The sequence below is a fragment of the Burkholderia sp. WTPI3 genome (assembly GCF_021483755.1).
Classification (GTDB): domain Bacteria; phylum Pseudomonadota; class Gammaproteobacteria; order Burkholderiales; family Burkholderiaceae; genus Burkholderia.
On record NZ_JAGIXF010000006.1, the window covers coordinates 63,255 to 89,103 of the forward strand.

24 protein-coding genes and 1 pseudogene are annotated in these 25,849 nt (G+C 67.8%); 11 read left to right on the forward strand and 14 right to left on the reverse strand.

Annotated features, from left to right (window positions below; translation table 11 throughout):
- Window positions 1–43: 43 nt before the first annotated feature.
- The gene (locus J7024_RS05435) at window positions 44–1,933 is read right to left on the reverse strand and encodes a sigma-54-dependent Fis family transcriptional regulator (protein ID WP_124827003.1); all 1,890 of its coding nucleotides are present in this window, start codon (window positions 1,931–1,933) and stop codon (window positions 44–46) included.
- A gap of 330 nt (window positions 1,934–2,263) precedes the next feature.
- Here J7024_RS05435 and J7024_RS05440 point away from each other — a divergent pair, with 330 nt between their 5' ends.
- Both J7024_RS05440 and J7024_RS05445 read left to right on the forward strand, forming a co-directional pair.
- Complete coding sequence (locus J7024_RS05440; RefSeq protein ID WP_098552873.1) at window positions 2,264–2,455, forward strand: DUF2964 family protein; 192 nt, start codon at window positions 2,264–2,266, stop codon at window positions 2,453–2,455.
- Window positions 2,456–2,697: 242 nt separating this feature from the next.
- Window positions 2,698–2,985 (forward strand): DUF1488 domain-containing protein, encoded by a 288-nt coding sequence (locus J7024_RS05445; RefSeq protein WP_096501666.1) that lies wholly within the window; start codon window positions 2,698–2,700, stop codon window positions 2,983–2,985.
- A gap of 120 nt (window positions 2,986–3,105) precedes the next feature.
- Here the strand turns inward: J7024_RS05445 and J7024_RS05450 are convergent, their stop codons facing one another.
- Genes J7024_RS05450 through J7024_RS05460 form a run of 3 tightly spaced genes read right to left on the reverse strand, consistent with a single transcriptional unit; the run spans window position 3,106 to window position 4,838 of the window.
- Window positions 3,106–3,969 carry an MBL fold metallo-hydrolase gene (locus J7024_RS05450; protein WP_124827004.1) on the reverse strand — a complete coding sequence of 288 codons (864 nt, stop codon included), beginning with the start codon at window positions 3,967–3,969 and terminating at the stop codon, window positions 3,106–3,108.
- Window positions 3,970–3,972: 3 nt separating this feature from the next.
- Window positions 3,973–4,299 carry a hypothetical protein gene (locus tag J7024_RS05455; RefSeq protein WP_124827005.1) on the reverse strand — a complete coding sequence of 109 codons (327 nt, stop codon included), beginning with the start codon at window positions 4,297–4,299 and terminating at the stop codon, window positions 3,973–3,975.
- Window positions 4,300–4,310: 11 nt separating this feature from the next.
- A complete protein-coding gene (locus J7024_RS05460) occupies window positions 4,311–4,838 on the reverse strand; it encodes a sugar ABC transporter (protein ID WP_124827006.1) in 528 nt (175 codons plus the stop codon).
- A 202-nt stretch (window positions 4,839–5,040) separates the two neighbouring features.
- Here J7024_RS05460 and J7024_RS05465 point away from each other — a divergent pair, with 202 nt between their 5' ends.
- Window positions 5,041–5,892, forward strand: a complete 852-nt coding sequence (locus J7024_RS05465; protein ID WP_175750826.1) for a LysR substrate-binding domain-containing protein — start codon at window positions 5,041–5,043, stop codon at window positions 5,890–5,892.
- A gap of 91 nt (window positions 5,893–5,983) precedes the next feature.
- Here J7024_RS05465 and J7024_RS05470 read toward each other — a convergent pair whose 3' ends face one another.
- Window positions 5,984–7,285 (reverse strand): NCS2 family permease, encoded by a 1,302-nt coding sequence (locus tag J7024_RS05470; RefSeq protein ID WP_124827007.1) that lies wholly within the window; start codon window positions 7,283–7,285, stop codon window positions 5,984–5,986.
- 766 nt (window positions 7,286–8,051) lie between these two features.
- Between J7024_RS05470 and J7024_RS05475 the strand changes: the two genes are divergently transcribed.
- The gene (locus tag J7024_RS05475; RefSeq protein WP_006480752.1) at window positions 8,052–8,330 is read left to right on the forward strand and encodes a hypothetical protein; all 279 of its coding nucleotides are present in this window, start codon (window positions 8,052–8,054) and stop codon (window positions 8,328–8,330) included.
- Between the two features lie 173 nt (window positions 8,331–8,503).
- On the opposite strand, the gene J7024_RS05480 is transcribed toward J7024_RS05475, so the two are convergent.
- The 5 genes from J7024_RS05480 to J7024_RS05500 form a co-directional block, all read right to left on the reverse strand.
- Entirely contained in the window at window positions 8,504–8,878 is a 375-nt protein-coding gene (locus J7024_RS05480; protein WP_175750814.1) for a DUF2917 domain-containing protein, read from the reverse strand.
- Window positions 8,879–9,129: 251 nt separating this feature from the next.
- Window positions 9,130–9,417 (reverse strand): hypothetical protein, encoded by a 288-nt coding sequence (locus tag J7024_RS05485; RefSeq protein WP_124827009.1) that lies wholly within the window; start codon window positions 9,415–9,417, stop codon window positions 9,130–9,132.
- A 78-nt stretch (window positions 9,418–9,495) separates the two neighbouring features.
- Window positions 9,496–10,413: a metal-dependent hydrolase gene (locus J7024_RS05490; protein WP_124827010.1), complete on the reverse strand. Its 918-nt coding sequence runs from the start codon at window positions 10,411–10,413 to the stop codon at window positions 9,496–9,498.
- Between the two features lie 35 nt (window positions 10,414–10,448).
- Window positions 10,449–12,236, reverse strand: a complete 1,788-nt coding sequence (locus tag J7024_RS05495) for an SDR family oxidoreductase (protein WP_234744848.1) — start codon at window positions 12,234–12,236, stop codon at window positions 10,449–10,451.
- Between the two features lie 42 nt (window positions 12,237–12,278).
- Window positions 12,279–13,175, reverse strand: coding sequence for a M24 family metallopeptidase (locus J7024_RS05500; RefSeq protein ID WP_124827012.1), 897 nt, complete (start codon window positions 13,173–13,175; stop codon window positions 12,279–12,281).
- A 255-nt stretch (window positions 13,176–13,430) separates the two neighbouring features.
- On the opposite strand from J7024_RS05500, the pseudogene J7024_RS05505 reads away from it, so the two are divergent.
- Window positions 13,431–13,532: pseudogene (locus J7024_RS05505) on the forward strand (CopG family ribbon-helix-helix protein); the annotation flags it as partial.
- Window positions 13,533–13,542: 10 nt separating this feature from the next.
- Here the strand turns inward: J7024_RS05505 and J7024_RS05510 are convergent.
- The 3 genes from J7024_RS05510 to J7024_RS05520 all read right to left on the reverse strand — a co-directional run bounded on the left by J7024_RS05510 (window position 13,543) and on the right by J7024_RS05520 (window position 17,028).
- Window positions 13,543–14,316 (reverse strand): slipin family protein, encoded by a 774-nt coding sequence (locus J7024_RS05510; protein WP_124827013.1) that lies wholly within the window; start codon window positions 14,314–14,316, stop codon window positions 13,543–13,545.
- Window positions 14,313–15,869 (reverse strand): NfeD family protein, encoded by a 1,557-nt coding sequence (locus J7024_RS05515; protein ID WP_124827014.1) that lies wholly within the window; start codon window positions 15,867–15,869, stop codon window positions 14,313–14,315. The genes J7024_RS05510 and J7024_RS05515 overlap by 4 nt, the downstream gene beginning before the upstream one ends.
- Before the next feature lie 121 nt (window positions 15,870–15,990).
- Entirely contained in the window at window positions 15,991–17,028 is a 1,038-nt protein-coding gene (locus J7024_RS05520; RefSeq protein WP_124827015.1) for an AraC family transcriptional regulator, read from the reverse strand.
- Between the two features lie 137 nt (window positions 17,029–17,165).
- Here J7024_RS05520 and J7024_RS05525 point away from each other — a divergent pair, with 137 nt between their 5' ends.
- From J7024_RS05525 to J7024_RS05550, 6 genes are all read left to right on the forward strand, one after another.
- Window positions 17,166–18,299, forward strand: coding sequence for an acyl-CoA dehydrogenase family protein (locus tag J7024_RS05525; RefSeq protein WP_124827016.1), 1,134 nt, complete (start codon window positions 17,166–17,168; stop codon window positions 18,297–18,299).
- Window positions 18,300–18,470: 171 nt separating this feature from the next.
- The gene (locus tag J7024_RS05530) at window positions 18,471–20,177 is read left to right on the forward strand and encodes an AMP-binding protein (protein ID WP_124827017.1); all 1,707 of its coding nucleotides are present in this window, start codon (window positions 18,471–18,473) and stop codon (window positions 20,175–20,177) included.
- Window positions 20,178–20,285: 108 nt separating this feature from the next.
- The gene (locus tag J7024_RS05535) at window positions 20,286–21,815 is read left to right on the forward strand and encodes a CoA-acylating methylmalonate-semialdehyde dehydrogenase (RefSeq protein WP_124827018.1); all 1,530 of its coding nucleotides are present in this window, start codon (window positions 20,286–20,288) and stop codon (window positions 21,813–21,815) included.
- Between the two features lie 64 nt (window positions 21,816–21,879).
- Window positions 21,880–22,782 carry a 3-hydroxyisobutyrate dehydrogenase gene (gene mmsB, locus J7024_RS05540; protein ID WP_124827019.1) on the forward strand — a complete coding sequence of 301 codons (903 nt, stop codon included), beginning with the start codon at window positions 21,880–21,882 and terminating at the stop codon, window positions 22,780–22,782.
- Entirely contained in the window at window positions 22,779–23,570 is a 792-nt protein-coding gene (locus tag J7024_RS05545; protein ID WP_175750817.1) for an enoyl-CoA hydratase, read from the forward strand. The genes mmsB and J7024_RS05545 overlap by 4 nt, the downstream gene beginning before the upstream one ends.
- Window positions 23,567–24,706, forward strand: coding sequence for an enoyl-CoA hydratase/isomerase family protein (locus J7024_RS05550; RefSeq protein ID WP_124827021.1), 1,140 nt, complete (start codon window positions 23,567–23,569; stop codon window positions 24,704–24,706). Before J7024_RS05545 ends, J7024_RS05550 begins: the two co-directional genes overlap by 4 nt.
- Window positions 24,707–24,767: 61 nt before the next feature.
- On the opposite strand, the gene J7024_RS05555 is transcribed toward J7024_RS05550, so the two are convergent.
- Window positions 24,768–25,673 (reverse strand): LysR family transcriptional regulator, encoded by a 906-nt coding sequence (locus J7024_RS05555; protein WP_124827022.1) that lies wholly within the window; start codon window positions 25,671–25,673, stop codon window positions 24,768–24,770.
- Between the last annotated feature and the right edge of the window lie 176 nt (window positions 25,674–25,849).

Here is a 25,849-nt window from a genome sequence, read left to right on the forward strand (position 1 = left end):
AAGCCGCATGCGGCCGGCGCCCGCCGGGCGGCCGGCGGGCGCGTCAATGGCGGCGCAGGTAGCGGTACACGGTATTGCGGGCGAGCCCGAGTTCCCGCGCGGCCGCCGACACGTTGCCGCCGTGCCGCGCGAGCACTGCATCGATCACTGCGGCCTGGTGGCTTTGCAGCGTCGTCGTTTCGCCTGCGTCGGCCGGTGCGGCGGGTGCCGCCGGTGCATCGTCGCAGTCGAGCCAGAAATCGTCGGGCAGATGCGCGAGCGCGATCTCGGCTTCGTCTTCGGCGAGCATGCCGGCGGTGCGGAGCACGTTGGTCATTTGCCGCAGGTTGCCGGGCCAGCGGTGGCGCATGAATGCGTCGAGCACGTCGGGTGCGAGACGGCACGGCATCGGCTCGCTGCGCGCGAGCCGCGCGAGGATGCGCTCGACCAGCGCCGTCAGGTCGGTACGGTCGGCCAGTGCCGGCAGCGTGACCGCGAGCCCGTTGATCCGGTAGAACAGGTCTTCGCGGAACGTGCCTTCGGCGATCATCGCGCGCAGGTCGCGGTGAGTCGCGCAGACCACGCGCACGTCGACCGGCACCGCGCGCGCGCCGCCGAGCGGCATCACCGCGCGTTCCTGCAGCACGCGCATCAGCCGGACCTGCTGCGCGAGCGGCATGTCGCCGATTTCGTCGAGAAACAGCGTGCCGCCGTCGGCCTGCGCGATCTTGCCGGGGCTGCCGCGCTTGCGTGCGCCGGTGAAGGCGCCGTCCTCATAGCCGAACAGTTCGGCTTCGATCAGCGAATCCGGCAGCGCCGCGCAGTTCACCGCGACGAACGGGCCGTCCGAGCGCGGCGACGCCTGGTGCAGCGCTCGGGCGAGCCATTCCTTGCCGGTGCCCGTCTGGCCGAGGATCAGCAGCGGCAGGTCGCGTCCGCGGATCTTCGCGACGCGTTCGAGCACGGCGGCCATGCGCGCGTCGCCGGTGTCGAGCGTCGCGAACGTGATCGCGTCGGGATCCGGCGCGGGCACGCGCACGGCGGGTGCGGGCGGCGTGACGGTGACCGTCGTCTTGTGCGTTTCCGCGAATTCGCAGCGCGCGAGCACGCGCACGCCGGTCGATAGCGTCAGGCGGAACGATGCGCCGGGCGCGCGCGCCGCCTGCTGGGCGAGCTGGCCGAACTGCATGCCGAACAGCGCATCGCAGCCGCGATGCTGCAATGCATCGAACGTCGCGCCGAGCTGGAATTGTGCGCTGCGGTTCGCGGCGATCAGCCCGCCGTCGGGGCCGAACGCGACGAGTCCGGCGAACAGCGAGTCGACGCAATCCTCGTGGGCGTGAAAGCGCAGCCGCAGCGCTTGCGCGCACTGGTTCGCGAACAGATGGTTCTCGATCAGTTGCGCGGACATGCGCACCAGCGCGAGCGTATGCGAGCTGAACCCGCGCGGGTCGCCGCTCACGTCGAGCGCGCCGAGCGTGCGGCCGAACGGATCGATGATCGGTGCACACGAGCAGGTGAGGATGTGGTTGGCGCGCAGGAAGTGTTCGGAGCCGTGTACCGCGACGGCTTGGCCGGACGCGAGCGCGGTGCCGATCGCATTGGTGCCGCGTGCGCCTTCGGCCCACGACACGCCGTTGCACAGCGCGACGCGGTTTGCTTTCTCGATGAAGTCCGCGTCGCCGATGCTGTGCAGGATCACGCCGTCGGCATCGGTGAGCAGCACGAGGCTTTGCGTATCGGCGATCTGTGCGTGGAGGTCCTCCATCACCGGGCGCGCGTGCGCGAACAGCGCATGGTTCGTGTCGAGCAGTTCGCGCAGTGCGAGCCGCGACAGCGGCGAGAAATCGGGGCGCTCGTTTGCGCGCAGGCCGACTGCGGTCGAACGCGCATGCGCCTGCGCGAGCAGGTCGGTGCGGCCCGTGGTGGCGGGCAGCACGAAAGATTGAGGCATGTCTTGTCTCCTGTCGGCCCAAGTTAGCGCTTTAGCGCTTACTTGGGCCCCATGCTTCGCGGTCGGTCCGGGTCCGTGCTTTCGCGCCTGCTTGGACCTCATGCTTGGCAGTCGGCTCAACCTGCTGCTTCCGCATCGCAACAACCCAAACCCCGGCCGCCGCCTCGATATCGCACCATCATACAAGCGCCGCGTGCGTTGCGCGACCGCGAACAAAATCCCCTTGCTTTTAAGCGTACGCCTGCAATGATTGAAATGGAGCGCGCACGCGCCGTGTTCCGCATCGCAACATGCATGCGACGTGACATGCATCCGTTCGGGAGACGCATCATGGTTCGGACGGAACTGAGAGTCGTGCTGGCGGCCATCGCCACCTTCATCATGCTGGGCGGCATCGCCGTGGCGATCCACGGTCTGCTGTTCGATCTGAGCACCGCGGTGCGATACGGGGCCGCCGCCATCGCGGTGGGCGCCACGACCGCGGCGATCTCGCTGAACATCTGGCCGACCGACCCTCACTGACGCCGTTTGACCCAGCGTGCCGGATGCCGCGTAGATCAGACGAAATGCGCGTCGGAACGACGCACATCGCAAATTTTGCCTCCTGCGCGAAACCGTCTAAAGTGGAATGCAACCGGCACGCATTGTCCGCGCCATACCCCCGCGAACGGTGTCTCTGTCGGCGAGCCCGCGTACATTTTCGTCCGGCCGGTAGCGGACGACGGACGCGGTCATTCGCTTTCTACCGGCGATAGGCGGCTCCCATGCAGATCCATTTCACGAACGAGAAGCCCGAATATTCGGGGCGCGACTTGATGCTCGGGTTCATGGCGTTGGTCAATGGCGAGCGTGTCCAATGTCAGATTACAGCCGAGGCGCTGGAGGACCATTTCGGTGCGGCATCGCCGCGCTTCGAGGACATGGTCGGTGCGTACGATCAGCATCGCGAACGTATCGAGGCGGCCGCACGGCGGCTGCTGTCCGAAACGCGTGCGCAATGCGTGACGCTGCGTAGCGGCTACGTGCGCTTCTATGAGGCGAACTGGCGCTGAACCGGACGACCGGGCAGCGACTGAGCGGGCGCCGGTTACCGGCGCCCGTGTCGTATCGGCGCATGCGTGCCGGGTCGTGCGCACGCGCGACGATGCGCGCGCCGTTTCCGTCTTTGTCCGTCAGTTCGCACCGGTGAGCGCATACGCGCCACCGGTTTCGCCATACGCTCGCGCGATGCGCGCGAAGCCTGTTTCGGCGAGATGCATTCCCGCAATCAGCAGGTCGTCCGAAGCCGCTTCGGCGAGCGTGGCCGCGCGCGTCGCGACGGCCAGCGCCGGATCGTGATCGAACGCGATCGACACGTCCGGACGCACGACCTGAATCGGCGCGAAATGCACGAGATCGCCCCAGATCAACAGACGCTCGTCATGCGATTCGATGCGATACCCCGTGTGACCGGGCGTATGTCCCGGTAGCGGAACCGCGACGATGCCGGGCAGCACGCCGCCCGCTTCGATGGTGCGCAGCCGGGTGCGACAGGCATCGAACGCGCGCCGCGCGATCCGGAAATTGCCGCGGGTCCGTTCGTTGGCCTGCTCGAACGCTGCGTCGTCCAGCCAGAACGCCAGTTCCCGTTCGTGAACGAGCACTTCCGCGTGCGCGAAGGCCGGTTGCCCGTCCGGATCGAGCAAGCCGCCGATGTGGTCGGGGTGTGCATGCGTCAGCAGGATCGTGTCGATGTCGCGCGCGTCGATGCCGGCTCGCGCCAGGGACGGCATCAACCGGCCGCCCCAGTTGCGGATGCCGCCGGCACCTGTGTCGACGAGCACGGTACGGTCGTTCCCGCGGATCACGTAGCAGTTGATATTGACGCTCGACGGCGCGGCGATGCCCGCGCTTTGCATGATGCAGGCCGCATCGTCGACCTCGATGTTCGACAGCAGGTCGAGGCCGGCGGTCAGCGTGCCGTCGCTGATCGCGACGACCGAGAAATCGCCGACCCGGCGGCACGGAAACGGGAGGCGGGGAAGGGGGGCGCTCATGGCTCAATGTCGGGCGTGAAGGTGGGCGGCGTCGTAGCCGAAGCAGCGGATGCGCGCGACGCATCCGGTGTGGCGAAGCATCTCGCGATCCAGCGAGACCATGAAACGATCCATCAATTCAGGGGTGCGAAACGGTTGGGTGCGATAGCGGATTTCGGCGCTGACGGGATGTCCGTAGCCGTGCCGGACCGGAACGAGGATGACGTGGACCGTGCCGGGCGCGGCCTGCAACACGTCGGTGCAGAGCGACGCGCAGGCAGACGACAGCGCGTCGAGCGCGGCGTTCGACGGCATGTTCGCCTCCGCGATGAAAATCGTGACGCTGGGCATGGCCGGCCCCCTCAGCGTGCGGCCGCGCTGACGAGCTGCTCGCCCATCGGCGCATAGAGCCGGATCTCGGCGCCGCACGCCTTGGACGCATGCAGCGCTTGATCGCGACCGAGAACGGCCAGCCAGCGGGATGCCGGCTGGCGGTCCAGCGCGACTGCGTGAATGGCCGTGGCGGCGATTCCCGCTTGCGCGAACGGGGCCGTGTTTTCGCAAACGGCCAGCCATTGATGATCGGCGACTGCCGGCGCGGGTGCCGCGCTGTCGTACACGTTGCGTCGCCACTCGACGATGTGCGGCTGCCAGCGCGCGAAGTTGCCGCCGCCGTTGTCGCGATACGCGGCCGACGCCAGCACGTCGGCGCTGTCGATCGTGTGCAGCGCGAGGTAGACGGGGCCGTCGCCACCGACGGCGCGCAAGCGTTGCGACGTGCGAAAGCCGGGCACGGAGATCAGCGCGGGAAGTTTGATCCGGCTGTAGAAGTCGTTCCATTCGGCTTCGGTAGCGGGATCGGCGAAGCTGCATTCAACGGCATAGATCATGACACCTCCAACGGGGTAGCGAGCGGCCTTCGGCATCGATCGCCGCTCGACGGGTTGAGTTTTTGTCATGATAATTAGCCGGTGAATGGGCGAAAAACGATGATTCATCACCGTTCATTGATCTTTGGTCAAGCTTAGACCGACCACCGCAAAACCGGGAGCAATCGTGACGCGACGCAGGATTCCGAGCAATTCGGCATTGATGGCATTCGAGGCCGCGGCGCGGCACGGCAGCTTCGCGCGTGCCGCCGACGAACTGGCGTTGACGGAAGGCGCGATCAGCCGGCAGATCGGCCGGCTCGAGACGTTCCTGGGCGTCGCGCTGTTCGAGCGGGTCGGCAACCGCGTGCGGGTGGCGCCGAACGGCGTGCGCTACGCGGCGCAGGTGCGCGAAGTGCTGGACCGGCTCGAGCGCGACAGCCAGTACATGATGGGGCAGCCCGGCGACGGCGGCAGCATCGACATCGCCGTGACGCCCACATTCGCGACGCGCTGGCTGATTCCCCGGCTCAAGCAGTTTCAGGCGCGGCATCCGAACATCACGGTGCATTTCGCCGATCGCGCCGAGCCGTTCGTGCTGGCCGGCAGCGGTTTCGATGCGGCGATTCATTTCGAGCATCCGGCATGGGCCGGCATGCATACGTACCGGTTATGCGAGGAGGTGCTCGTGCCGGTCTGCCACCCGTCGCTGCTTGGCGGCGGGGATCCGGCTGCGCTGCTCGGCACGCTGCCGCGCCTTCACAAGCGCCAGACGCCCGATGCGTGGTCGGCATACGTCCACGAAACGGGGTTGCCGGTGAGCAACCCGGCCGCCGGCGCGCGCTACGATCTTTACTCGATGCTGATCGCGGCTGCCGTGGCCGGGCTCGGCGTCGCGCTGGTGCCGCGGCTGTATGTCGACACCGAGATTGCGCAAGGCTTGCTTGCGGCGCCCTGGCCGGACGGCCGGGACGTGGTCAAGCGTTTCTGTCTCGTGCTGCCGGAAGCGCTGGAACTCGGCGAAGGGCCGGTGCAGAGCTTCGCGCGCTGGGTGCTCGGCGAGGCGGATGCGTGATCGGCCATCGTCGGCGCCCCACGCGTACGCAAACGAAAACGCCACCCGGAGGTGGCGCTTTCTCATCGTGCATCGCGCCGGGGCGCGCGCATCACTCGCTGCCGAGATAGAAGAAGCGGAACAGGAACACGGCCGCGATGATCCACACGATCGGCTTGACCGAGCGGGCCTGGCCCGTCAGCAGCTTGAGGCCGCCGTATGCGATGAAGCCGAACGCGACGCCGTTCGCGATCGAGTACGTGAACGGCATCAGCAGCGCGGTCAGCGCGGCCGGCACGGCTTCGGTCGCGTCGTCCCACGGCACGTCGACCATCTCGCGCAGCATCAGGCACGACACGTACAGCAGCGCGGGCGCGGTCGCGTAGGCCGGCACGACGCCGGCGAGCGGGGCGATGAACAGGCACGCGAGGAACAGCACGGCGACGGTGAGCGCGGTCATGCCCGTACGGCCGCCGGCCTGCACGCCCGACGCGCTTTCGATATACGCGGTGGTTGACGACGTGCCGAGTATCGAGCCCGCGACGATCGCGGTGCTGTCGGCGAGCAGCGCCTTGTTCAGGCGGTTCATCTTGCCTTCGACGAGCAGGCCCGCGCGGTTCGCGACGCCCATCAGCGTGCCGGTCGCATCGAACAGTTCGACGAGGAAGAACACCAGGATCACGTTGATGATGCCGGTCGACAGCGCGGCGCGGATGTCGAGCTTGAACAGCGTCGCGTCGATCGACGGCGGCGCGGAGAACACGCCGTGGAACTGGTTGTCGCCGAAGAAGAACGACAGGACCGTGACGCCGATGATGCCGATCAGGATTGCGCCGCGCACGCGCAGGTGGTCGAGCGTGACGATCGTGAAGAAGCCGATGATCGCGAGGATCGTGTCGTGCTTGTGCAGGTCGCCGAGCGCGACGAGCGTGGCCGGGTTGCCGACGATCACGCCCGACGTCTTCAGCGAGATGATGCCGAGGAACAGCCCGATGCCGGCCGTGATCGAGATGCGCAGCGATCTCGGAATGCCGTTGACGATCGCCTCGCGCACGCGGAACAGCGTGACCAGCAGGAACAGGCAGCCGGAGATGAACACCGCACCGAGCGCGGCCTGCCACGTGAAGCCCATCCCCTTGACGACCGTGTACGCGAAATACGCGTTCAGGCCCATGCCGGGCGCGCACGCGATCGGGTAGTTCGCGTACAGCCCCATGATGATCGACGCCAGCGCCGCGACGAGGCAGGTCGCGACGAACACGGATTCCTTCGGCATGCCTGCGTCGCCGAGGATCGCGGGGTTGACGAAGATGATGTAGGCCATCGTCAGGAACGTGGTGACGCCCGCGAGTATTTCGGTGCGGAAGTCGGTGCCGGCTTCAGCGAAGCCGAAATACCGCTTGATGGATTCCATGAAGGCGTTTCTCCGGTCGGGTTGTCGTGTTGCTTGTTGTTTGTGCCGAATTGTTGTAAAGGCAGCGCGCGGCCGGCCTACTGTAACCAGCCACTATTGCCGGGCTATCGGCGGATTGTAATAGCGTGGATAGCTCCGACGATATAGTCGTGGGGCTCGATCGGCTGCGTTCGCGCGGACGGTCAGGCAGCCCTGCCGCGCGAGGAAGGCGCGCATTCTACCGGTTCTCGCGAAGCGGGCAGGCGGAAACGATGGAAACGGTTCGAAAGTGGAGAGGCAGGCATCGGCCGATGCGGGGCGCAACAGGATGGGGTGCACATGTGGCGCGGCTGCCACGTGATGACATGCGACTGAAACGGAGCGCCCGCATGCTGGGCGAACGCGGTGCGCATGCGAGGTACGCGTGAACGCGCGAGCGTGGCCGCGGCGAATGCGCAGCGGCGTGCATCGGCCATTCGTCAGTCCAGGCGGTTGCAGCGATCGGGCTATCGTGCGCCGAAGCCGTCCCGTGCGCAACTGTCATTTTGCGATGCGGGCGCGACTGTGGTTTCTGTGTAAAAGATTGCAAGACCTCATCGCGTAAACCGGCAACTCTTTCTAGGATAGATACACCGCGCGCACACGCCGGCCGGTTGTTGCCGACGCGGGGGAGTCGCAGTCCGTGCGGGTCAGGCGGTGAAGTGCGGTGACGGTCGTTGTGCGTTCGGGCAGGCGCGACCGATTGCGATTGCCCGATGCGGGTTCGTCCGTAATCACGGAGGTCAGCATGTTGAACTGGATCAGCCGTTGGGCGATGCGGCACGCCCCCACGCCGGAAAAAACCGCTGCGTCGATGCTCGTGACGGCGCGTATGGAACTGTTCGCAGCCGAACAGCGCGTCATCGACGCGAAATTACAGGCGGATTACTGGCGTACACGTGTGTCATTTCTCGAGGAGGTGCAGAAGCAAGGCATCGACCCGTGGGTGACCTCGCAGGCGGCGCAACGCCCCGACCTCGATTCAACGCCCCGCAGCACGGGCCCGCGTCTCGCCGCCAGCACCTGATGCCCTCGATGCACCCGAGGGTTGCGCACGGCGCGCGATCGCTCGCGGCACGCACTCGCGTGCCGCGTCATTCGATGCGCACCTGCGACGCGTTGCGCCGCGGGTGCGTCCGTTTCGGCGGGCTGTAATCACGCGCATTGCGTGACACCCGTGCTGCGCGTGAGCGCACATCGTCATCCCGTTCTTCGCCATCGTCCGACGAGCAAACGTTGCACATGCGCGAGCGTGCGCTTGAGCCGTTCGCCGCGCCGCACGTAGGCGAGCGTGATCGATGCTTCGGCCGGTCGTGCGTCATCGGTGCCGAGCCAGATGCGATCGCCGCGTGCGATGCGCAGCACGTCGCCGGGTTGCACCCAGTAGTCGTCGACGCTCGGCGGACGCGTGATCCACAGCGGCGCGCCGTGCGCGCGAATTTCCGCATCGCCCGGCGCACGCCAGGTGAGTGTCGTGCGCGGCGCGACCGCGAAACGGATCACGACGGTCGGTAATGCGATCGTGCCGGTGCGGCGCAGATCGGGACGGTCGAACAACGGGCTTGCCTGGTCCATCGTCTTCTCCATTCATTGAGCCGGACGGATGACGCGCACCAGAACAAAAAGGCCTCATCCGTTTCCGGTGAGGCCTTGTGTGACATGCGGTACTGCTCGGATGCTAACGCACAAGCGCCTCCCGTGAACCATTCTTTCGAATGTTCATCGGGCAATGATTCGCGATGGCGATGTGCTTGAACGTAGGCATGCGAACGAGTGTGTCGATGTCGTACGGCGTTGTCAACGACTATTTTCGAGACAAATGGCGATCACGCGTCGCGCTGGGCGAGTCCGTTGACGAGCAGTTCGGACAGCAGACCCGTCATCCCGTTCGGATGCGTGGCTGCGTGTGCCTTCAGTTGTTCGACGAGTTCGGCGTTCAGCTTGCATGCGAACGGCACGAGGCCCTGTTCCTGGTCGAGCTTGCGCTGCGCGCGGCGATCGAGCTTCGCCGCCTCGTCGACACCCTTGCCGAAGCGCGCGGAGCTCGACTGCTTCATCGAGTGCGTCAGCTTGAGCGCCTTGTTCTTTTCTAGATCGGTTTTCTTCATGGCCATCGCGGCACCTCCGGGAAATGAAGCCGCGATTGTACGCATTTCGGCGGGCGCCGCCCGCCGGAACCGTCACGAACGCGATTACGCAGCCGATTCCGAGCTCTTCGCCGTGCCCCAGTTACCGCCGTGCGCGGCCGCCTGCGCGGCCGGCGAGCGTGCGAGATACGCGAGCGCCTGCTCGGTCGAGCCTTCGTGGTGCGGCGTATAGCCCGGCTTGAAATAGCGCAGCGCGGCGCCGATCACTTTCCAGAACGACGGCAGGTGCCCGCGCCGCGAACCCTTCCACCACGACAGCACGAAGCCGGGATAGCGGCCGGCGGCGGGATCGCGCCGGTACATGAACCGCGCGCCGCTCGTGATGAAGTAGAGCAGCAGCACGATCACGAACGCCATGTGCACGCAGCGCTCCAGGTAGGTGCCGCCCATGTGGTTGTAGATGTCGAACGCGACGGTCCGGTGTTCGACTTCCTCCGCGCCGTGCCAGCGCAGCAGGTCGACCATTGTCGGGTCCGCGTGGCCTTCGTCGAGACCGTGCGCATTCAGCACCCAGTTGCCGAGATAGCCGAAGAAATGTTCGAGCGACGCGATCACCGCGAGCTGCTGTCGCAGCCAGAAGCGCGTGTGGCCGATCTTCAGCCCGAACGGCGCTTCGCCGAGCACGCGCGTGAACAGCCAGTTCAGCTTCTGCGTGAACGGCTTCGTGTCGATCCCGTGCCGGTCGTAGTAGTGCTTGAGCACGCCGCCATGCGAGCGCGAATGCACGGCTTCCTGGCGCAGGAAACCTTCGGCTTCGTCGCGCAGGCGGGCATCGGCGATATGCGGCAGCGCCTTGTTGTACACGCGGCAGAACCACAGCTCGCCTTCCGGGAACAGCAGGTTCAGCGTATTGATGATGTGCGTGCTGCCCGGGTCGTTCGGCACCCAGGTGATCGGCGTGTCGCTGAAGTCGAACTTCACGTGCCGGGCCTTGATCTTGTGGTAGTCGGCGGTAGCGGTCATCTGTAGTCTCCGTTACTGTGCGGCGGCTTGCGCCGTCAATGCGATGCCATGCTGATGCGTGCGAGCATCCGTCCAAGCCACGGCATGAAGCGGCCGACGAAGCGCAGCGCATGCGCTTCGGTGCCCACCGCGACCACCGGCCGGTTGCGCAGCACGCCGTCGACCATCGCCTGCGCGACGGTCTCGGGTTTCAGGCCGCGCATCTGGTACAGCTTCGTCGCGCGTTTGCGCAGCCGCGCCTCGTCCTGTGCGTTGGCGCCCGCATATTGCGTCGACGCCATGATTCCGGTTTCCGCGAAACCCGGGCACACGGCCGTCACGCCGATGCCTTTTTCCGCGAGCTCGGCTCGCATGCATTCGCTGAGCATCAGAACGGCGGCCTTCGTCGTCGCATAGGCGGGCAGGTCGCGCGACGGCCCGAACGCGGCGGCCGATGCGGTATTGACGATATGGCCGCCGGTGCCGCGCGCGGCCATCTGCCGTGCGAACAGCCGCGAGCCGTGAATCACGCCCCACAGGTTCACGTGCAGGATGCGCTCCCAGTGCCCGGCGCTCGTATCGAGCATGCCGCCGGCCATGCCGATGCCCGCGTTGTTGATCACGACGTCCGCGCCGCCGAGTTCGCTGCCGACCCACGTCGCGAGCGCTTCCATTTCGTCGGCGGACCCGACGTCCACGCGTTTCGCGTGGGCTTGCGCACCGGTCAGCCCGAGCAGCAGCGCGGTGCGCCCGGCGCTCGCGAGATCGATGTCGCACGCGACGACCGTCGCGCCTTCGCGGGCGAACGCGAGGGCCGCGCAGCGGCCGATGCCGCTGCCCGCACCGGTGACGACCGCGACCTTGCCGCTGAAGCGGCCGCTGGTTGCGCGACGGCGTGCGTTCGCGAGCGCGGGCGGCTCGTTGCCCGATTCGATCGCATCGATCAGCTGCTCGGCGAGGCCGGCGAAGCGTTCCGGGGCGGCGAGTGGCAGCCAGTGGCCGGCCGCGACTTCACGGCGGTAGTACTGCGGCACCCAGCGCGACAGGTTTTCGGACAGCGCCGGGCTCACGTACTTGTCGCCGAGCGGCACGAGCGTTTGCACCGGCGCATGCGCGTAGCGTTCGCGCGGCGCGAAGAGGCAGCGGATGAAGTTCGCGCGATACAGGCGCACGCCGCGCGCGCCGTCGTCGGCCTGCGTCGCGCGCGCGGCGGCCGGCGTCTTCTCGACCCGGCGCAGCAGGCCCGGCCATGCACGGCCGAGCCACAGCCGCCAGCCGAGCTCGGGGATGAAGGGCAGGTGGAACAGGTACACGTACCACGAGCGCACGAGCTGGCCGCCGAGCTTGGCCAGCGACGCGGGCGTCGGATGCAGCACGCGCTCGCGCAGCCAGAATCCGACGTGGTCGAGACACGGCCCCGAGCACGACGTGTACGACGCGATGCGGCCGGCGAGCCGCGGATCGGTGACGAATTCCCAGCCCTGGATCGAGCCCCAGTCGTGCGCGATCAGGTGCACCGCACGCCCCGGGCAGAGCGAATCGATCACCGCGACGAAGTCGTCGGTCAGCCTGGCGAGGTGGTAGTCGGCCGTGCGTTTCGGCGCGCCGGACAGGCCCGCGCCGCGTACGTCGTACGCAATCACGTAGTGCTTGCGCGCGAGCAGCGGGGCGACCTGCTGCCATACGCTGCTGTCGTCGGGATAGCCGTGCACGAGCACGACCGGCGAGCGGGACGGGTCGCCCCAGGTCCTGACGGCGAGCGTCAGGTCGCCGGAGGCGACGGCCGTCTCGCCGTGGACCGATTCGAACAGGGCCAGCGGCGCTTCGTCGGAAAGAGGCTGCATCGTGAGTCCGTCGTTCAGGGATTCGGGGAAGGGCGCGGGGCGTCAGGCGGCGGCCGGCACGCTCGCGACGGCCTGCGCGCGTTCGGCCTGGCGGCGCTGCCAGCGACGCACGTGCGGCAGGTCGTCGTCGAGCCAGTACGCGTCGTCGTCGGTGATCACCAGCAGTTCCTCGAATTTCGCGCCGACGCCAGAGAAGCCGAGATGCGGTTCGACGGCCCACAGGCCCGGCACGGGCGCATGTTCGGAGCGGCGGTCGATCGACCACAGGGGCGACCAGCCTTGCTGCCTGGCCGCACGGCCCTGGTCGAGCAGCAGGTTGCGCGTCGCGTTCAGCCCGAAGCGCGCGACGAAGCGCGGCTTGGACAGCTTGTGGATCTTCGCGACGCGATGCGCGAGCACCTTGAACGGATAGGCCTTGTGGCGCGGCTCGACACCCTGGCGGCGGCACAGCGCGTCGACCGCCTGCGCGACCTCGGCCATCGGGCGGCGCTCCTTCACGAGGCGCACGATCATGTCGCGATGGTCCATCAGGTCGTCCTGCAACTGCTCGAGGATCGGGTTGTGGCCGAGACAGTGCGCGTAGCCGACGTCGGCGACGATGCCGTCGAGCACGGGTGCGACGTCGAGGATCACCGGCATGTCGGTCTCGAGCTGGCGGTTGCTCGGGAAGAACGCGAGATTGAAGCCGCCCATGTGTTTCAGGCCGGAGAAGCCTTCGAACGCGGTGCGGTCGCCGAACCACGCGAACGGCTTGTGCAGCCAGTCGTGCACGCCGTTGTCCTGCAGCCATTCGGTCAGCAGGCGCGCGGCTTCCTTCTCGGTGATGCCGGGGTAGAGCATCGCGCCGACCGTTTCGACACAGCGGTAGGCAAGCTGCTGGACCGCGCGGAATTGCGGCAACTCGTCGAGGTGGACTTCCGGCAGCGGGTGGTCGGTCATGATGCGTCTCCGTCTACAGGTGGGGCGCTGATCCGGAACGCGCCCGCCGATGACGCCGTCACGGGTTATTCAGTCAGCATTTAATGTGTCATTGATTGATGTAAAGATCATAGACGGTTCCGCGTGCCGGGAAGTGAGGATTTGTCCTAATGGAAGGGGGAAATGGAGGGAGAGCTCTAGCGTTCGGGGGATTTGCCTTGTCGACGACGGCGTGAGTAAACCAGCAAAAGGTAATACCTCTGGATACTCGTCATCATGGCAACTTCCATCAAACTCGATCCGACCCTTCAGGGTCGGGTGCGCCATCTCGCCGAACAACGCCGGCGCCCGCCGCACTGGATCATGCGCGAGGCGATCGCTCAATACGTCACGAATCCTGCTTCCCGCCCAACCGATCCAGCAACGCCCCTAGCAGATCGACCGGGAGCGGAAACACGATCGTCGAATTCTTGTCCGCCGCGATCGTCGTCAGCGTCTGCAGGTAGCGCAACTGCATCGCCTGCGGCTGCTGCGCGAGCCGCTGCGCGGCCTGCAGCAGCTTCTCCGACGCCTGCAGCTCGCCTTCCGCATGAATCACCTTCGCGCGCCGCTCGCGCTCGGCCTCGGCCTGCCGCGCGATTGCGCGCACCATCGTCTCGTTCAGGTCGACGTGCTTGATTTCGACCGTCGACACCTTGATCCCCCACGCGTCGGTCTGCGCATCCAGCGTCTTCTGGATATCCGCGTTCAACTGCTCGCGCTCGGCGAGCAGCGCGTCGAGCTCGTGCTTGCCGAGCACCGCGCGCAGCGTTGTCTGCGCGAGCTGGCTCGTCGCGTCGACGAAGCGCGCGACCTGGATCACGGCCTTCTCCGGATCGACGACGCGGAAATACACGACCGCGTTGACCTTCACCGACACGTTGTCGCGCGTGATCACGTCCTGCGACGGCACGTCGAACACAACGGTGCGCAGGTCGATCCGCACGACCTGCTGGACGATCGGGATGATCAGCACGAGCCCCGGCCCCTTCACCTTCCAGAACCGGCCGAGCATGAACACGACGCCGCGCTCGTACTCGCGGAAGATACGGATCGACGACGCGGCGAGTACGACGATGAAGACGATCAGGACGCTGCTGAAGCCGAACGTGTAACCGATCATGAAGGTTCTCCCTGACGTGGGTCCTGCGGCCGCGCGTCGTACAGCGGCGCGACGGTGAGCATCAGCCCGTGGCGGCCGGTGACGCGCACGCGGCAGCCGGCGGCGAGCGGCGCGCTGCTCGCGACGCGCCAGCGTTCGCCATGCACGAGCGCCCAGCCGGCGGCCGACGGCGCGGGGCCGGCGGCACCCTCCGGCTGGTCCGGACGGAGGCCGTCGTCGAGTACTTCGCCGACGCTGCCGAGCATCGCCTCGGCGCCGGTCACGACCGGGCGGCGCCGCGCGCGCAGCGCGACGCTCGACACGCCGGCAACCAGCAAACCGCCGCCGACGGCGAGGCCCGCGATCACCGGCCATGGAATCCCGTAGCCGGGCACGTCGGTGTCGATCAGCATCAGCGCGCCGATCGTGAACGACACGATCCCGCCGAAGCCGAGCACGCCGAAGGTCGGCAGGAACGCCTCGGCGACGAGGCAGCCCAGACCGAGCAGCACGAGCCCGAGGCCCGCATAGCTGATCGGCAGCAACTGCATCGCGAACAGCCCGACCAGCAGGCAGATCGTGCCGGCGACGCCGGGCAGCACGAAGCCGGGGTTCGCGAATTCGAAGAACAGGCCGTAGATGCCGATCGTCAGCAGGATCAGCGCGACGTTCGGATCGGCGATGATCGACAGGAAGCGGCTGCGCCAGTCGGGCGCGAGCACGACGAGCGGCGCATGCGCGGTCGCAAGGCGCAGCGTGCCGGCGGTGGTCGTCACGGCGCGGCCGTCGAGCTGGCGCGCGAGATCGGCGGGATCCTGCGCGATCAGGTCGACCACATGCTGCGCGCGCGCTTCGCTCGCCGACAGGCTCACGGCTTCGCGCACCGCGCGCTCGGCCCACGCGGCATTGCGGCCGCGCAACTGCGCGAGGCCGCGGATGTACGCGGCGGCGTCCTGCGTCGCCTTGCGGATCTCGGTGGACTGCGTGTCGTTCGGCAGCTCGGCCGGCTTCGCGGCCGCGCCGGAGGCACCAGCAGTACCCGGCGTCGCGGAGGGCGACGGCGGCGTCGCACCCGGCGCGCCGCCGCCGATCCCGAACTGCACGGGCGACGCCGCGCCGAGGTCGGTGCCGGGCGCCATCGCGGCGACGTGGCTCGCATAGACGATATAGGTGCCCGCGCTGGCGGCCCGTGCGCCGCCCGGCGCGACGAACGCCGCGACCGGCACCGGCGAGGCCAGGATCGCCTTGATGATCTGCCGCATCGACGTGTCGAGGCCGCCGGGCGTATCGAGTTGCAGGATCGCGAGCGGCGCGTGTTCGTGCGCGGCGCGCTCGAGCGAGCGGACGATGAAGTCGGCGCTGGCCGGCCCGATCGCGCCGTTGACCGGAATCACGACGACGGGCGGCGTGGCGGCGGGCGCAGCAGCGGGGGCCGAGGCAGGCGGTGCGGCGAGCGCCGCGCATACGACGAGCAGCGCCGCGAACAGCGCGGCGCGCGCGACCCGCGCGGATAGCGGGTGACGGGGGCGGCCGTCGGGCGAAGCGGGCGGCGGCCCATGACGGTGAATGCGCATCGGGGCGTCCGGGCGGCGCGCGGCCGCACGCCATCCGGCTCGCGGAAAGGGCGTTGGCCCGATGCTTGAAGCTTAGGCTGTTTCGGCGGAAAGCGCGAAGGCGGGGCCGCCGGCCGCGTACTCAGCCCGCGCTGCCGCCCCCGCGCACGAGCGCTTCTTCGCGATACTCGGCCGGGCTGCGCCCGCTCCACTTGCGAAACGCGCGGTAGAACGCACTCGGCTCCGCGAAACCGGTGGCGGCGGCGACGTCGGCGATGGTCCGCGACGGATCGGCCAGCGCCTCGAACGCGAGATCGCGCCGCAGCGTGTCCTTGATCGACTGGTACGCATGGCCTTCCTGGTGCAGCTTGCGGCGCAGCGTCGCTTCGGCCACGTGCAGCCGCGCGGCCATCCCGCCCGCGCCGGGCCACGACGCGGGCGGCATCCCGCGCAGCACGGTGCGCACGCGCTGCGCGAGCGCGTTCGGGTTGCGGTACTTGACGATGAAGCTGGCCGGCGCGTTGCGCAGGAACGCCTTCAGCGTCTTCGCGTTCTGCACGACCGGCAGCGTCGCGAATTCGGGATCGAAATCGACATACGAATCGGGCTGGTTGAACCGCATGTCGTCGCACAGCATCGACGGGTATTCGTGATCGGCGGGCGGCGTGTCGCAGCGGAAGCTCGCGTGCAGCACCGGAATGCGCCGTCCGATCAGCCAGCAGGTGAGCCCGTAGACGATGATGAAATAGGTCGCGTACGTGAACATCGCGGGCGCCGCGGCGCTGTTGCGGTGCACGAAGCGCAGCCGCACGCGCTGCGGGTTGGCGTCGAGCTCCGCGTGCAGGTCGTCGAGCACGCAGTGCATGAAATTCACCGCGCGCGCCATCGCGTGCAGCCCGTCCTGCGCCGACAGCGCGGCCTGGCTCATCGCGATGAAGCTGCCGCTGCGCATCGGGTGGCGATCCTGCCCGAAAAATTCGTCGTCGAGCGCGCGCGCGATGGCGTTCCACAACGCGCCGTATTGCTGCGCGGACACCCGCGCACGCGGCTGCGCCAGCAGCGCGGGCGCGATGCCGGCCTGCGCGAGCAGCGGCTCGGCAGCGACGCCGCGCCGGGTGGCGAGCGCGAGGCTGTACGCGACGAGGCTGATCGCGACGGTTCCCTTGTCTTCCTGCTTCATCGGCGCCGCCGGTATGGCAAAAACGCTCAGTGTAAATGAGCGGCGCGAGCATCGAACAGTCGCGCGTGCTTGCCTACACTTGTTGCATCGAAACGGAAGGTCGGTCGCGGCACGCGGCCGCGGGAGACAGCAGCACCATGGACGAGCTTTATACCGAAGACCAGCGGATGATTCGCGACGCCGCGCGCGCTTTTGCCACCGAGGTGCTGGCGCCGAACGCCGCGCAGTGGGACCACGACGCGCAACTGCCCGACGCCGTCGTCGCGCAGCTCGGCGAACTCGGCCTGCTCGGGATGATCGTGCCGCAGGAGCTGGGCGGCGCCTATACGGACTATGTCGCGTATGCGCTGGCCATGGAAGAAGTCGCCGCGGGCGACGCCGCGTGCGCGACGATGATGAGCGTGCACAACTCGGTCGGCTGCGGGCCGATCCTCGGCTTCGGCACGCCCGCGCAGAAGGATCGCTGGCTCGCCGAGATGGCGGCGGGCCGCATCATCGGCGCGTTCTGCCTGACCGAGCCGCAGGCCGGCTCCGAAGCGAACAACCTGCGCACGCGCGCGGAACTGCGCGATGGCAAATGGGTGCTGAACGGCGCGAAGCAGTTCGTGACCAATGGCCAGCGTGCCGGGGTCGCGATCGTTTTTGCCATGACCGATCCGGAAGCCGGCAAGCGCGGCATTTCCGCATTCCTGGTGCCGACCGACACGCCGGGCTTCATCGTCGGCAAGCCGGAGAAGAAGATGGGCATTCGCGCATCGGACACGTGCCCGATCACGCTCGAGAACTGCGCGATCCCCGAGGAAAACCTGCTCGGCAATCGCGGCGAAGGGTTGAAGATCGCGCTGTCGAACCTGGAAGGCGGCCGCATCGGCATTGCCGCGCAGGCGCTCGGCATCGCACGCGCCGCGTTCGACAAGGCGCGCCGCTACGCGGGCGAACGCGTGCAGTTCGGCAAGCCGATCGCCGAGCATCAGGCGATCCAGCAGAAGCTCGCCGACATGGCCACGCAGATCAACGCGGCGCGCCTGCTCGTGCATCATGCGGCGAAGCTGCGCACGGCCGGGCTGCCGTGCCTGTCGGAAGCATCGCAGGCGAAGCTGTTCGCGTCCGAGATGGCCGAGCGCGTGTGTTCGGATGCGATTCAGATTCACGGCGGCTACGGCTACCTGGCCGACTACGAAGTCGAGCGTCATTATCGCGACGCACGCATCACGCAGATTTACGAAGGCACCAGCGAAGTGCAACGGATGGTGATCGCGCGACAGCTTTGAGTCGCTGAATTCGTTGCGCAGGCAACGATATGAACGATCGGCGCATGAGGGTAGCGCGGTGAACGCGGCACGCAACGACGTGACCGTGCGCCGCGCGACAGGGAACCTGGGGTCTGCAGCGCATGCGCCGGATGACCGCCGGGTTTGGAGACTGGAGACGGAGACGACACGATGACGGTACAGGCATTCCTGGACGCACGCGACTTCCTGCTGCGCCATCGCACCGACTACGAAACCGCTTACCGCGATTTCGAATGGCCGGTGCTCGACGCGTTCAATTGGGCGCTCGACTATTTCGACCCGATGGCGCGCGGCAACGACAAGCCCGCGCTATGGATCGTCGACGCGGCAACCGGTACGGGCGATCCGTACTCGTTCGCGCAAATGTCCGAGCGCTCGTCGCGCATCGCGAACTGGCTGCGCGGGATCGGCGTCGTGCGCGGCGACCGGATCCTGCTGATGCTGCCCAACCGCGTCGAGCTGTGGGACGCGATGCTCGCCGCGATGAAGCTCGGCGCGATCGTGCTGCCGGCGACCACGCAACTGTCGGCCGACGACGTGCGCGATCGCGTGCGGATCGGCGGCGCTAAATACGCGATCGTCGACGAGAACGAAACCGCGAAGTTCGAACAGGCCGATCTCGGTCTCGAGCAGAAGATCGTCGCCGGCGCGCCGCGCGCAGGCTGGCTCGCGATGAACGACGGCTATGCGGCGAGCGCCGCGTTCGAGCCGGACGCCGTCACGCACGCGAATGATCCGATGCTGCTGTACTTCACGTCGGGCACGACGTCGAAGCCGAAGCTCGTCGAGCATACGCATCGCACCTACCCGGTCGGGCACCTGTCGACGATGTACTGGGTCGGTCTGCAACCCGGCGACATCCACTGGAACATCAGCTCGCCGGGCTGGGCGAAGCACGCGTGGAGCTGCTTCTTCGCGCCGTGGAATGCGCAGGCGTGCGTGTTCGCGTTCAACTACGCGCGCTTCGAGCCGAAGGTCGTGCTCGATGCGCTCGTCAAATACCAGGTGACCACGCTGTGCGCGCCGCCGACCGTGTGGCGCATGCTCGTGCAGCAGCCGCTCGCGTCGTTCGACGTGAAGCTGCGCGAGATCGTCGGCGCGGGCGAGCCGCTGAATCCCGAGATCATCGAGCGCGTGAAGAAGGCGTGGGGCATCACGATTCGCGACGGCTACGGCCAGACCGAGACGACCTGCCTGATCGGCAACTCGCCGGGCCAGCCGGTCGTCGCGGGCTCGATGGGCCGGCCGCTGCCCGGCTACCGGATCGCGCTGCTCGACCCCGATGGCGCGCCTGTCGGCGAAGGCGAGATCGCACTGCCGCTCGGCCCCGACGTGACGCGCCCGGTCGGACTGATGAACGGCTATGCGAACAACCCGGACGCGACCGCGCATGCGATGCGCGACGGCCATTACCGCACGTCGGACATCGCGATGCGCGGCGACGACGGCTACTACGTGTACGTCGGCCGCGCGGACGACGTGTTCAAGTCGTCCGACTACCGGCTGAGCCCGTTCGAACTCGAGAGCGTGCTGATCGAGCATCCGGCGATCGCGGAAGCGGCCGTCGTGCCGAGCCCGGACCCGGTGCGGCTGTCGGTGCCGAAGACGTACATCACGCTGCGGCAGGGCTACGAGGAAAGCCCGGCGCTCGCGCTGGAGATCTTCCGCTTCTCGCGCGAGAAGCTCGCCCCGTACAAGCGCATCCGCCGGCTGCAATTCGCGGAGCTGCCGAAGACCATCTCGGGGAAGATCCGCCGCGTCGAGTTGCGTCGCCGCGAGATCGAGCGCGGCGACGACGCAACGACGCGGATGCCCGGCGAGTACTGGGAAGAAGATTTCGCCGCCGAACTGAAATGACCGGCCGCGGGCCGCGCGCGCCGCATCCGCGGCGGCCGCCTGCTCCCGGATCGAACCGGCCGCGCGGTGCGATGGCGCTGCGCAGCCTACTGCAAGGAGAATGCATCGATGAACGCGAATCCGACGCCCCGCACGGGGCAAGACGTGCCGACGGTCAAGCTGCTGATCGACGGCGCCTTCGTCGAGTCCACCACGAGCGAGTGGCGCGACATCGTCAATCCGGCGACGCAGGCCGTGCTCGCGCGCGTGCCGTTCGCGACGGTGGCCGAAGTCGACGCGGCCGTGCAGGCCGCGCACGCCGCGTATGCGACGTGGAAGAACACGCCGATCGCCGCGCGCATGCGCATCATGCTGAAGTTCCAGGATCTCGTGCGCGCGAACCAGCAGCGCATCGCGAAGACGCTGACGGCCGAGCAGGGCAAGACGCTGCCCGATGCCGAAGGCGACATCTTCCGCGGCCTCGAAGTGGTCGAGCATGCGTGCTCGGTCGGCACGCTGCAGCTCGGCGAATTCGCGGAGAACGTCGCGGGCGGCGTCGACACCTATACGCTGCGCCAGCCGCTCGGCGTGTGCGCGGGCATCACGCCGTTCAACTTCCCCGCGATGATTCCGCTGTGGATGTTCCCGATGGCGATCGTGTGCGGCAACACGTTCGTGCTGAAGCCGTCGGAGCAGGATCCGCTGTCGACGATGCAGCTCGTCGAGCTCGCGCTCGAAGCCGGCGTGCCGAAGGGCGTGCTGAACGTCGTGCACGGCGGCAAGGAGGTCGTCGACGCGATCTGCACGCATCCGCTCGTAAAGGCGATCTCGTTCGTCGGTTCGACCGCCGTCGGCACGCACGTGTACAACCTCGGCAGCCAGCACGGCAAGCGCGTGCAGTCGATGATGGGCGCGAAGAACCACGCGATCCTGCTGCCCGACGCCAACCGCGAGCAGGCGATCAACGCGCTGGTCGGCGCCGGCTTCGGCGCGGCCGGCCAGCGCTGCATGGCGACCTCGGTCGCGGTGCTCGTCGGCAAGGCGCGCGACTGGCTGCCGGACATCGTCGAGAAGGCAAAGACGCTGAAGGTCAACGCGGGCTCGGAAGCGGGCACCGACGTCGGGCCGCTCGTGTCGCGCGGCGCGAAGGCGCGAGTCCTCTCGCTGATCGATGCGGGTATCAAGGAAGGCGCGAAGCTCGAGCTCGACGGCCGGGGCGTGAAGGTCCCCGGCTTCGAGGAAGGCAACTTCGTCGGTCCGACGATCTTCTCGGGCGTGAAAACCGACATGTCGGTCTACACGCATGAAATCTTCGGGCCGGTGCTGGTCGTGATGGAAGTCGACACGCTCGACGAAGCGATCGCGCTCGTCAACGCGAACCCGATGGGCAACGGCGTGGGCATCTTCACGCAGAGCGGCGCGGCCGCGCGCAAGTTCCAGAGCGAGATCGACGTCGGCCAGGTCGGCATCAACATCCCGATTCCGGTGCCGGTGCCGTACTTCAGCTTCACCGGTTCGCGCGGCTCGAAGCTCGGCGATCTCGGCCCGTACGGCAAGCAGGTCGTGCAGTTCTACACGCAGACGAAGACGGTCACCGCGCGCTGGTTCGACGACGACACGACGGCCGCCCCGGTGAATACGACGATCCGGCTGCATTGACCACGACGCATGCGATCGGCGCGCCGCGCCGATCGTGCGCGAAGCATGGGATGGGAGACACGCAATGAAAATCGGTTTTATCGGTCTGGGCCACATGGGCGCGCCGATGGCGCTGAACCTGTTGAAGGCCGGTCATGAAGTGCATGCGTTCGACCTGAGTGCCGACGCATTGCGCGCGCTGCAGGACGCCGGCGCGCAGGTGGCCGCCTCGCCGCGCGACGCCGCGTCGGGCGCGGCGTTTGTAATCACGATGCTGCCGGCCGCACCGCACGTGCGCTCGGTGCTTGCCGGCGAGAACGGCGTGCTGGCCGGCCTCGGCGCCGGTGCGACCGTGATCGATTCGAGCACGATCGATCCGGCGAGCGCGCAGGCGTTCGGCGCGCTCGTGCGCGAGCACGGCGGCGCGTTCGTCGATGCACCTGTGTCGGGCGGCACCGGCGGTGCGGCGGCCGGCACGCTGACCTTCATGGTCGGCGGCAGCGACGTCGACTTCGAGCGCGTGAAGCCGGTGCTCGCCGGGATGGGCAAGAACATCGTCCATTGCGGCGCGACGGGGATGGGGCAGGTCGCGAAGGTCTGCAACAACCTCGTGCTCGGCATTTCGATGGCGGCCGTGTCGGAGGCGATGTCGCTCGGCGTCGCGCTCGGCATCGACCCGAAGGTGCTGGCCGGCATCGTCAACACGTCGACCGGCCGCTGCTGGAGCTCGGACACCTACAACCCGTATCCGGGCGTGATCGCCACGGCGCCGTCGTCGCGCGGCTACAGCGGCGGCTTCGGCACCGACCTGATGCTGAAGGATCTCGGCCTCGCGAACGATGCCGCGAAGCAGGCGCGCCAGCCCGTATATCTCGGCGCGCTCGCGCAGCAGCTGTACCAGACGATGAGCAGCCGCGGCGACGGACAACTCGATTTCTCGGCGGTGATCCGCCTGTATCAACCGCCCACGAAGAAGGACGCCTCATGATCGAACTGGACTACATCGACGACGGCGCGATTGCGTGCGCGACGCTCAAGCGTCCGCCCGCGAACGCCTTTACCGCCGACGGTCTGCGGCAGCTGCAGCAAACCGTCACCGAATTGAACGCGAACCCGCACGTGCGTGCGCTGGTGATCACCGGCGACGGCCCGAAGTTCTTCAGCGCCGGCGCCGACCTGAACACGTTCGCCGACGGCGACCGCGGGGTCGCGCGCGCGATGGCCGCGCGTTTCGGCGCGGCGTTCGAGGCGCTGCACGACGCGCGCGTCGTGACGATCGCGGCGATCAACGGCTATGCGATGGGCGGTGGTCTCGAATGCGCGCTCGCGTGCGACCTGCGCATCGCCGAGACGCATGCGCAGATGGCGCTGCCCGAGCCGTCGGTCGGCCTGCTGCCGTGCGGGCTTGGCACGCAGACGCTGCCCTGGCTCGTCGGCGAAGGCTGGGCGAAGAAGATCATCCTGGCCGGCACGCGCGTCGATGCGGCCACCGCGCTGCGGATCGGCCTCGTCGAGGACGTGGTCGAGAGCGGCGCGGCACGCGATGCGGCGCTGGCGCTTGCGCGCAACGTCGCGCGGCAGAGCCCGCACGCGGTGGCGTACAGCAAGGAGCTGATCGGTCTCGCGCGCCGCGGCGTGCCGCGCAGCGCGGCGCTTGCCGTCGAGCGCGAACGCTTCGTCGACCTGTTCGACACGAACGATCCGCGCGAAGGCGTGGCCGCGTTTCTCGGCAAGCGCGCGCCGCAATGGCATACCGATGAAGAGGCGCAACGATGAGCACGCCGGCCATGACTCATGACAGCTTCGCGCAACCGGCGCCGGAGGTGCTGTTTCGCGTGGTGAACCGCGTGGCGCTGATCACGCTGAACCGGCCGGCCGCGCTCAACGCGTTGTCGTATCCGATGATCGGCGAGCTGGCCGCGCTGCTCGAACGCTGCCGCACCGATGACCAGATCGTCGCGGTGGTGCTGCGCGGTGCGGGCGAGAAGGGCTTCTGCGCAGGCGGCGACGTGCGTGCGCTGTACAGGATGGTCACGCAGCGCGAGACCTGGCTGCCGTTCTTCGTTGACGAATACCGGCTCGACTACGCGATTCATACGTTCCCGAAGCCGGTCGTCGCGCTGATGGACGGCGTGACGATGGGCGGCGGGATGGGGCTCGCGCAGGGCGCTGCGCTGCGCGTCGCGACCGAGCGCAGCAAGATCGCGATGCCCGAGACGCGCATCGGCCTCGTGCCCGACGTCGGCGCGACGCATTTCCTGTCGCGCATGCCGGCCGAGCTCGAACTGTACGTGGGGCTGACGGGCGCGATGCTGTCGGGCGCCGACGCGCTGAGCGCGAAGCTCGCGGACCTGTGCGTGCCGTCGTCGTGGCTCGATACGTTCGAGACGCGCATCGAGAGCGTCAAATGGGACGGCGACGTGTTGCCGGCGCTGCGCAAGGTGTTCGAGCCGCCGTGCAACGTCGTGCCGCATGCGGCGCTCGATAGCCAGATGCCGTGGATCGTCCGTCACTTCGACAAGCGTTCGACCGTCGAGCGGATCGTTGCGACGCTGAAGCAGGATCTTGCGCGCGACGAGCTGTCGCGTGAGCATCGTCAATGGCTGCAGGCGACGCTCGATGCGCTCGCAGGCCACTCGCCGACGATGCTGTGCGTGACGCGCGAAGCGCTGCTGCGCGGCCGGCAGATGACGCTTGCCGAGTCGTTCCGGATGGAGCTCGGCATCGTTGCGCGCGCAATCGAGGAAGGCGACTTCTGCGAAGGCGTGCGTGCGCATCTCGTCGACAAGGATCGCAAGCCGCGCTGGGCGCCCGCGTCGCTCGTCGAATTGCGCGCCGAGCGCGTGCGGCATTTCCTGACGTCGCCGTGGAAGGTGTTCACGCATCCGCTCGCCGATCTCGGCGCGGCGTGATGACCCGACGCGCCCGCGCGGCGCGTCGGTTTCACCCTGTTTTCTTTCTTTGCATCGTCGGTCAGCGCTCGATCATCGGCGGCACCGCCTGCACGAGCGCGTCGATCACGCAGCGCGTCTTGCGTGGCAGATAGCGCGTTTTCGGCCAGATCGCATGAATGTCGCCTTCGCAGACGAAGCAGCGATCGAGCACGACGGCCATCTCGCCGCGCTTCACGTAATGGTCGAGCAGCCAGCTCGGCAGCCATGCGATCCCGAACCCCGATGCGCCGGCCGCCGCGATCGCCTGCACGTCGTCGAAACTCAGTTGATGCTGCATGTCGACACGCACCGTCGAGCCGTCCGGCGCGCGCAGGTCCCACGGCTGCGCGACGCCCGAGCGTGAATACGCGATCGTCCGGTGATGCCTCAGGTCGTCGAGCGTTTGCGGCATGCCGTAGCGCGCGAGATACGACGGCGCCGCACCGAGGCTGCCGTATTGCGTGCCGAGCCGCCGCACCGCGAGGCTTGTGCTGTCCGCGAGCGTGCCGATGCGCACCGCGAGATCGATCCCTTCCTCGACGAGATCCACGAAACGATCCGTGATCGACACGTCGATCCGCAGATGCGGATAGGTGCGTGCGAGGTCGAGCACGATCGGCGTCACGCAGTGGTGTCCGAATGCGAGCGGCACGCTCAGCCGCAGCTTGCCGCGCGCTTCGTTGCGGCCGCAATCGAGATCGGCTTCGGCCGCTTCTAGCTCCGCCAGCGCGCGCACGCAGCGGTCGTAGTACGCCTGGCCGTCGTCGGTCAGGCTCTGGCTGCGCGTCGTGCGCTGCAGCAGCCGTGCGCCCAGCCGCTTCTCGAGCCGTGCGATCGCCTTGCCGACTGCCGAGCGCGTCATGTCGAGCCGTTCGGCGGCAAGCGCGAAGCTGCCGGATTCCACGACCTGGACGAAAGTCGTCACGCCGTCGAGTCTGTCGGTCATGATGGTTGCGTTGATTGCGTCCTGTGATTCCCGAGTTTCGAGAAATCCAAGCATCAATGGGGAGAAGAATTCTCACTATAGTACCGATTCCCGTACCGCGTGCGTCGCCGGCCGCGCGCGGCGAATCCTTCTCACTTGGAGGCGCGAGGCCCGTTCCACGGCCGGCGCGCATGACA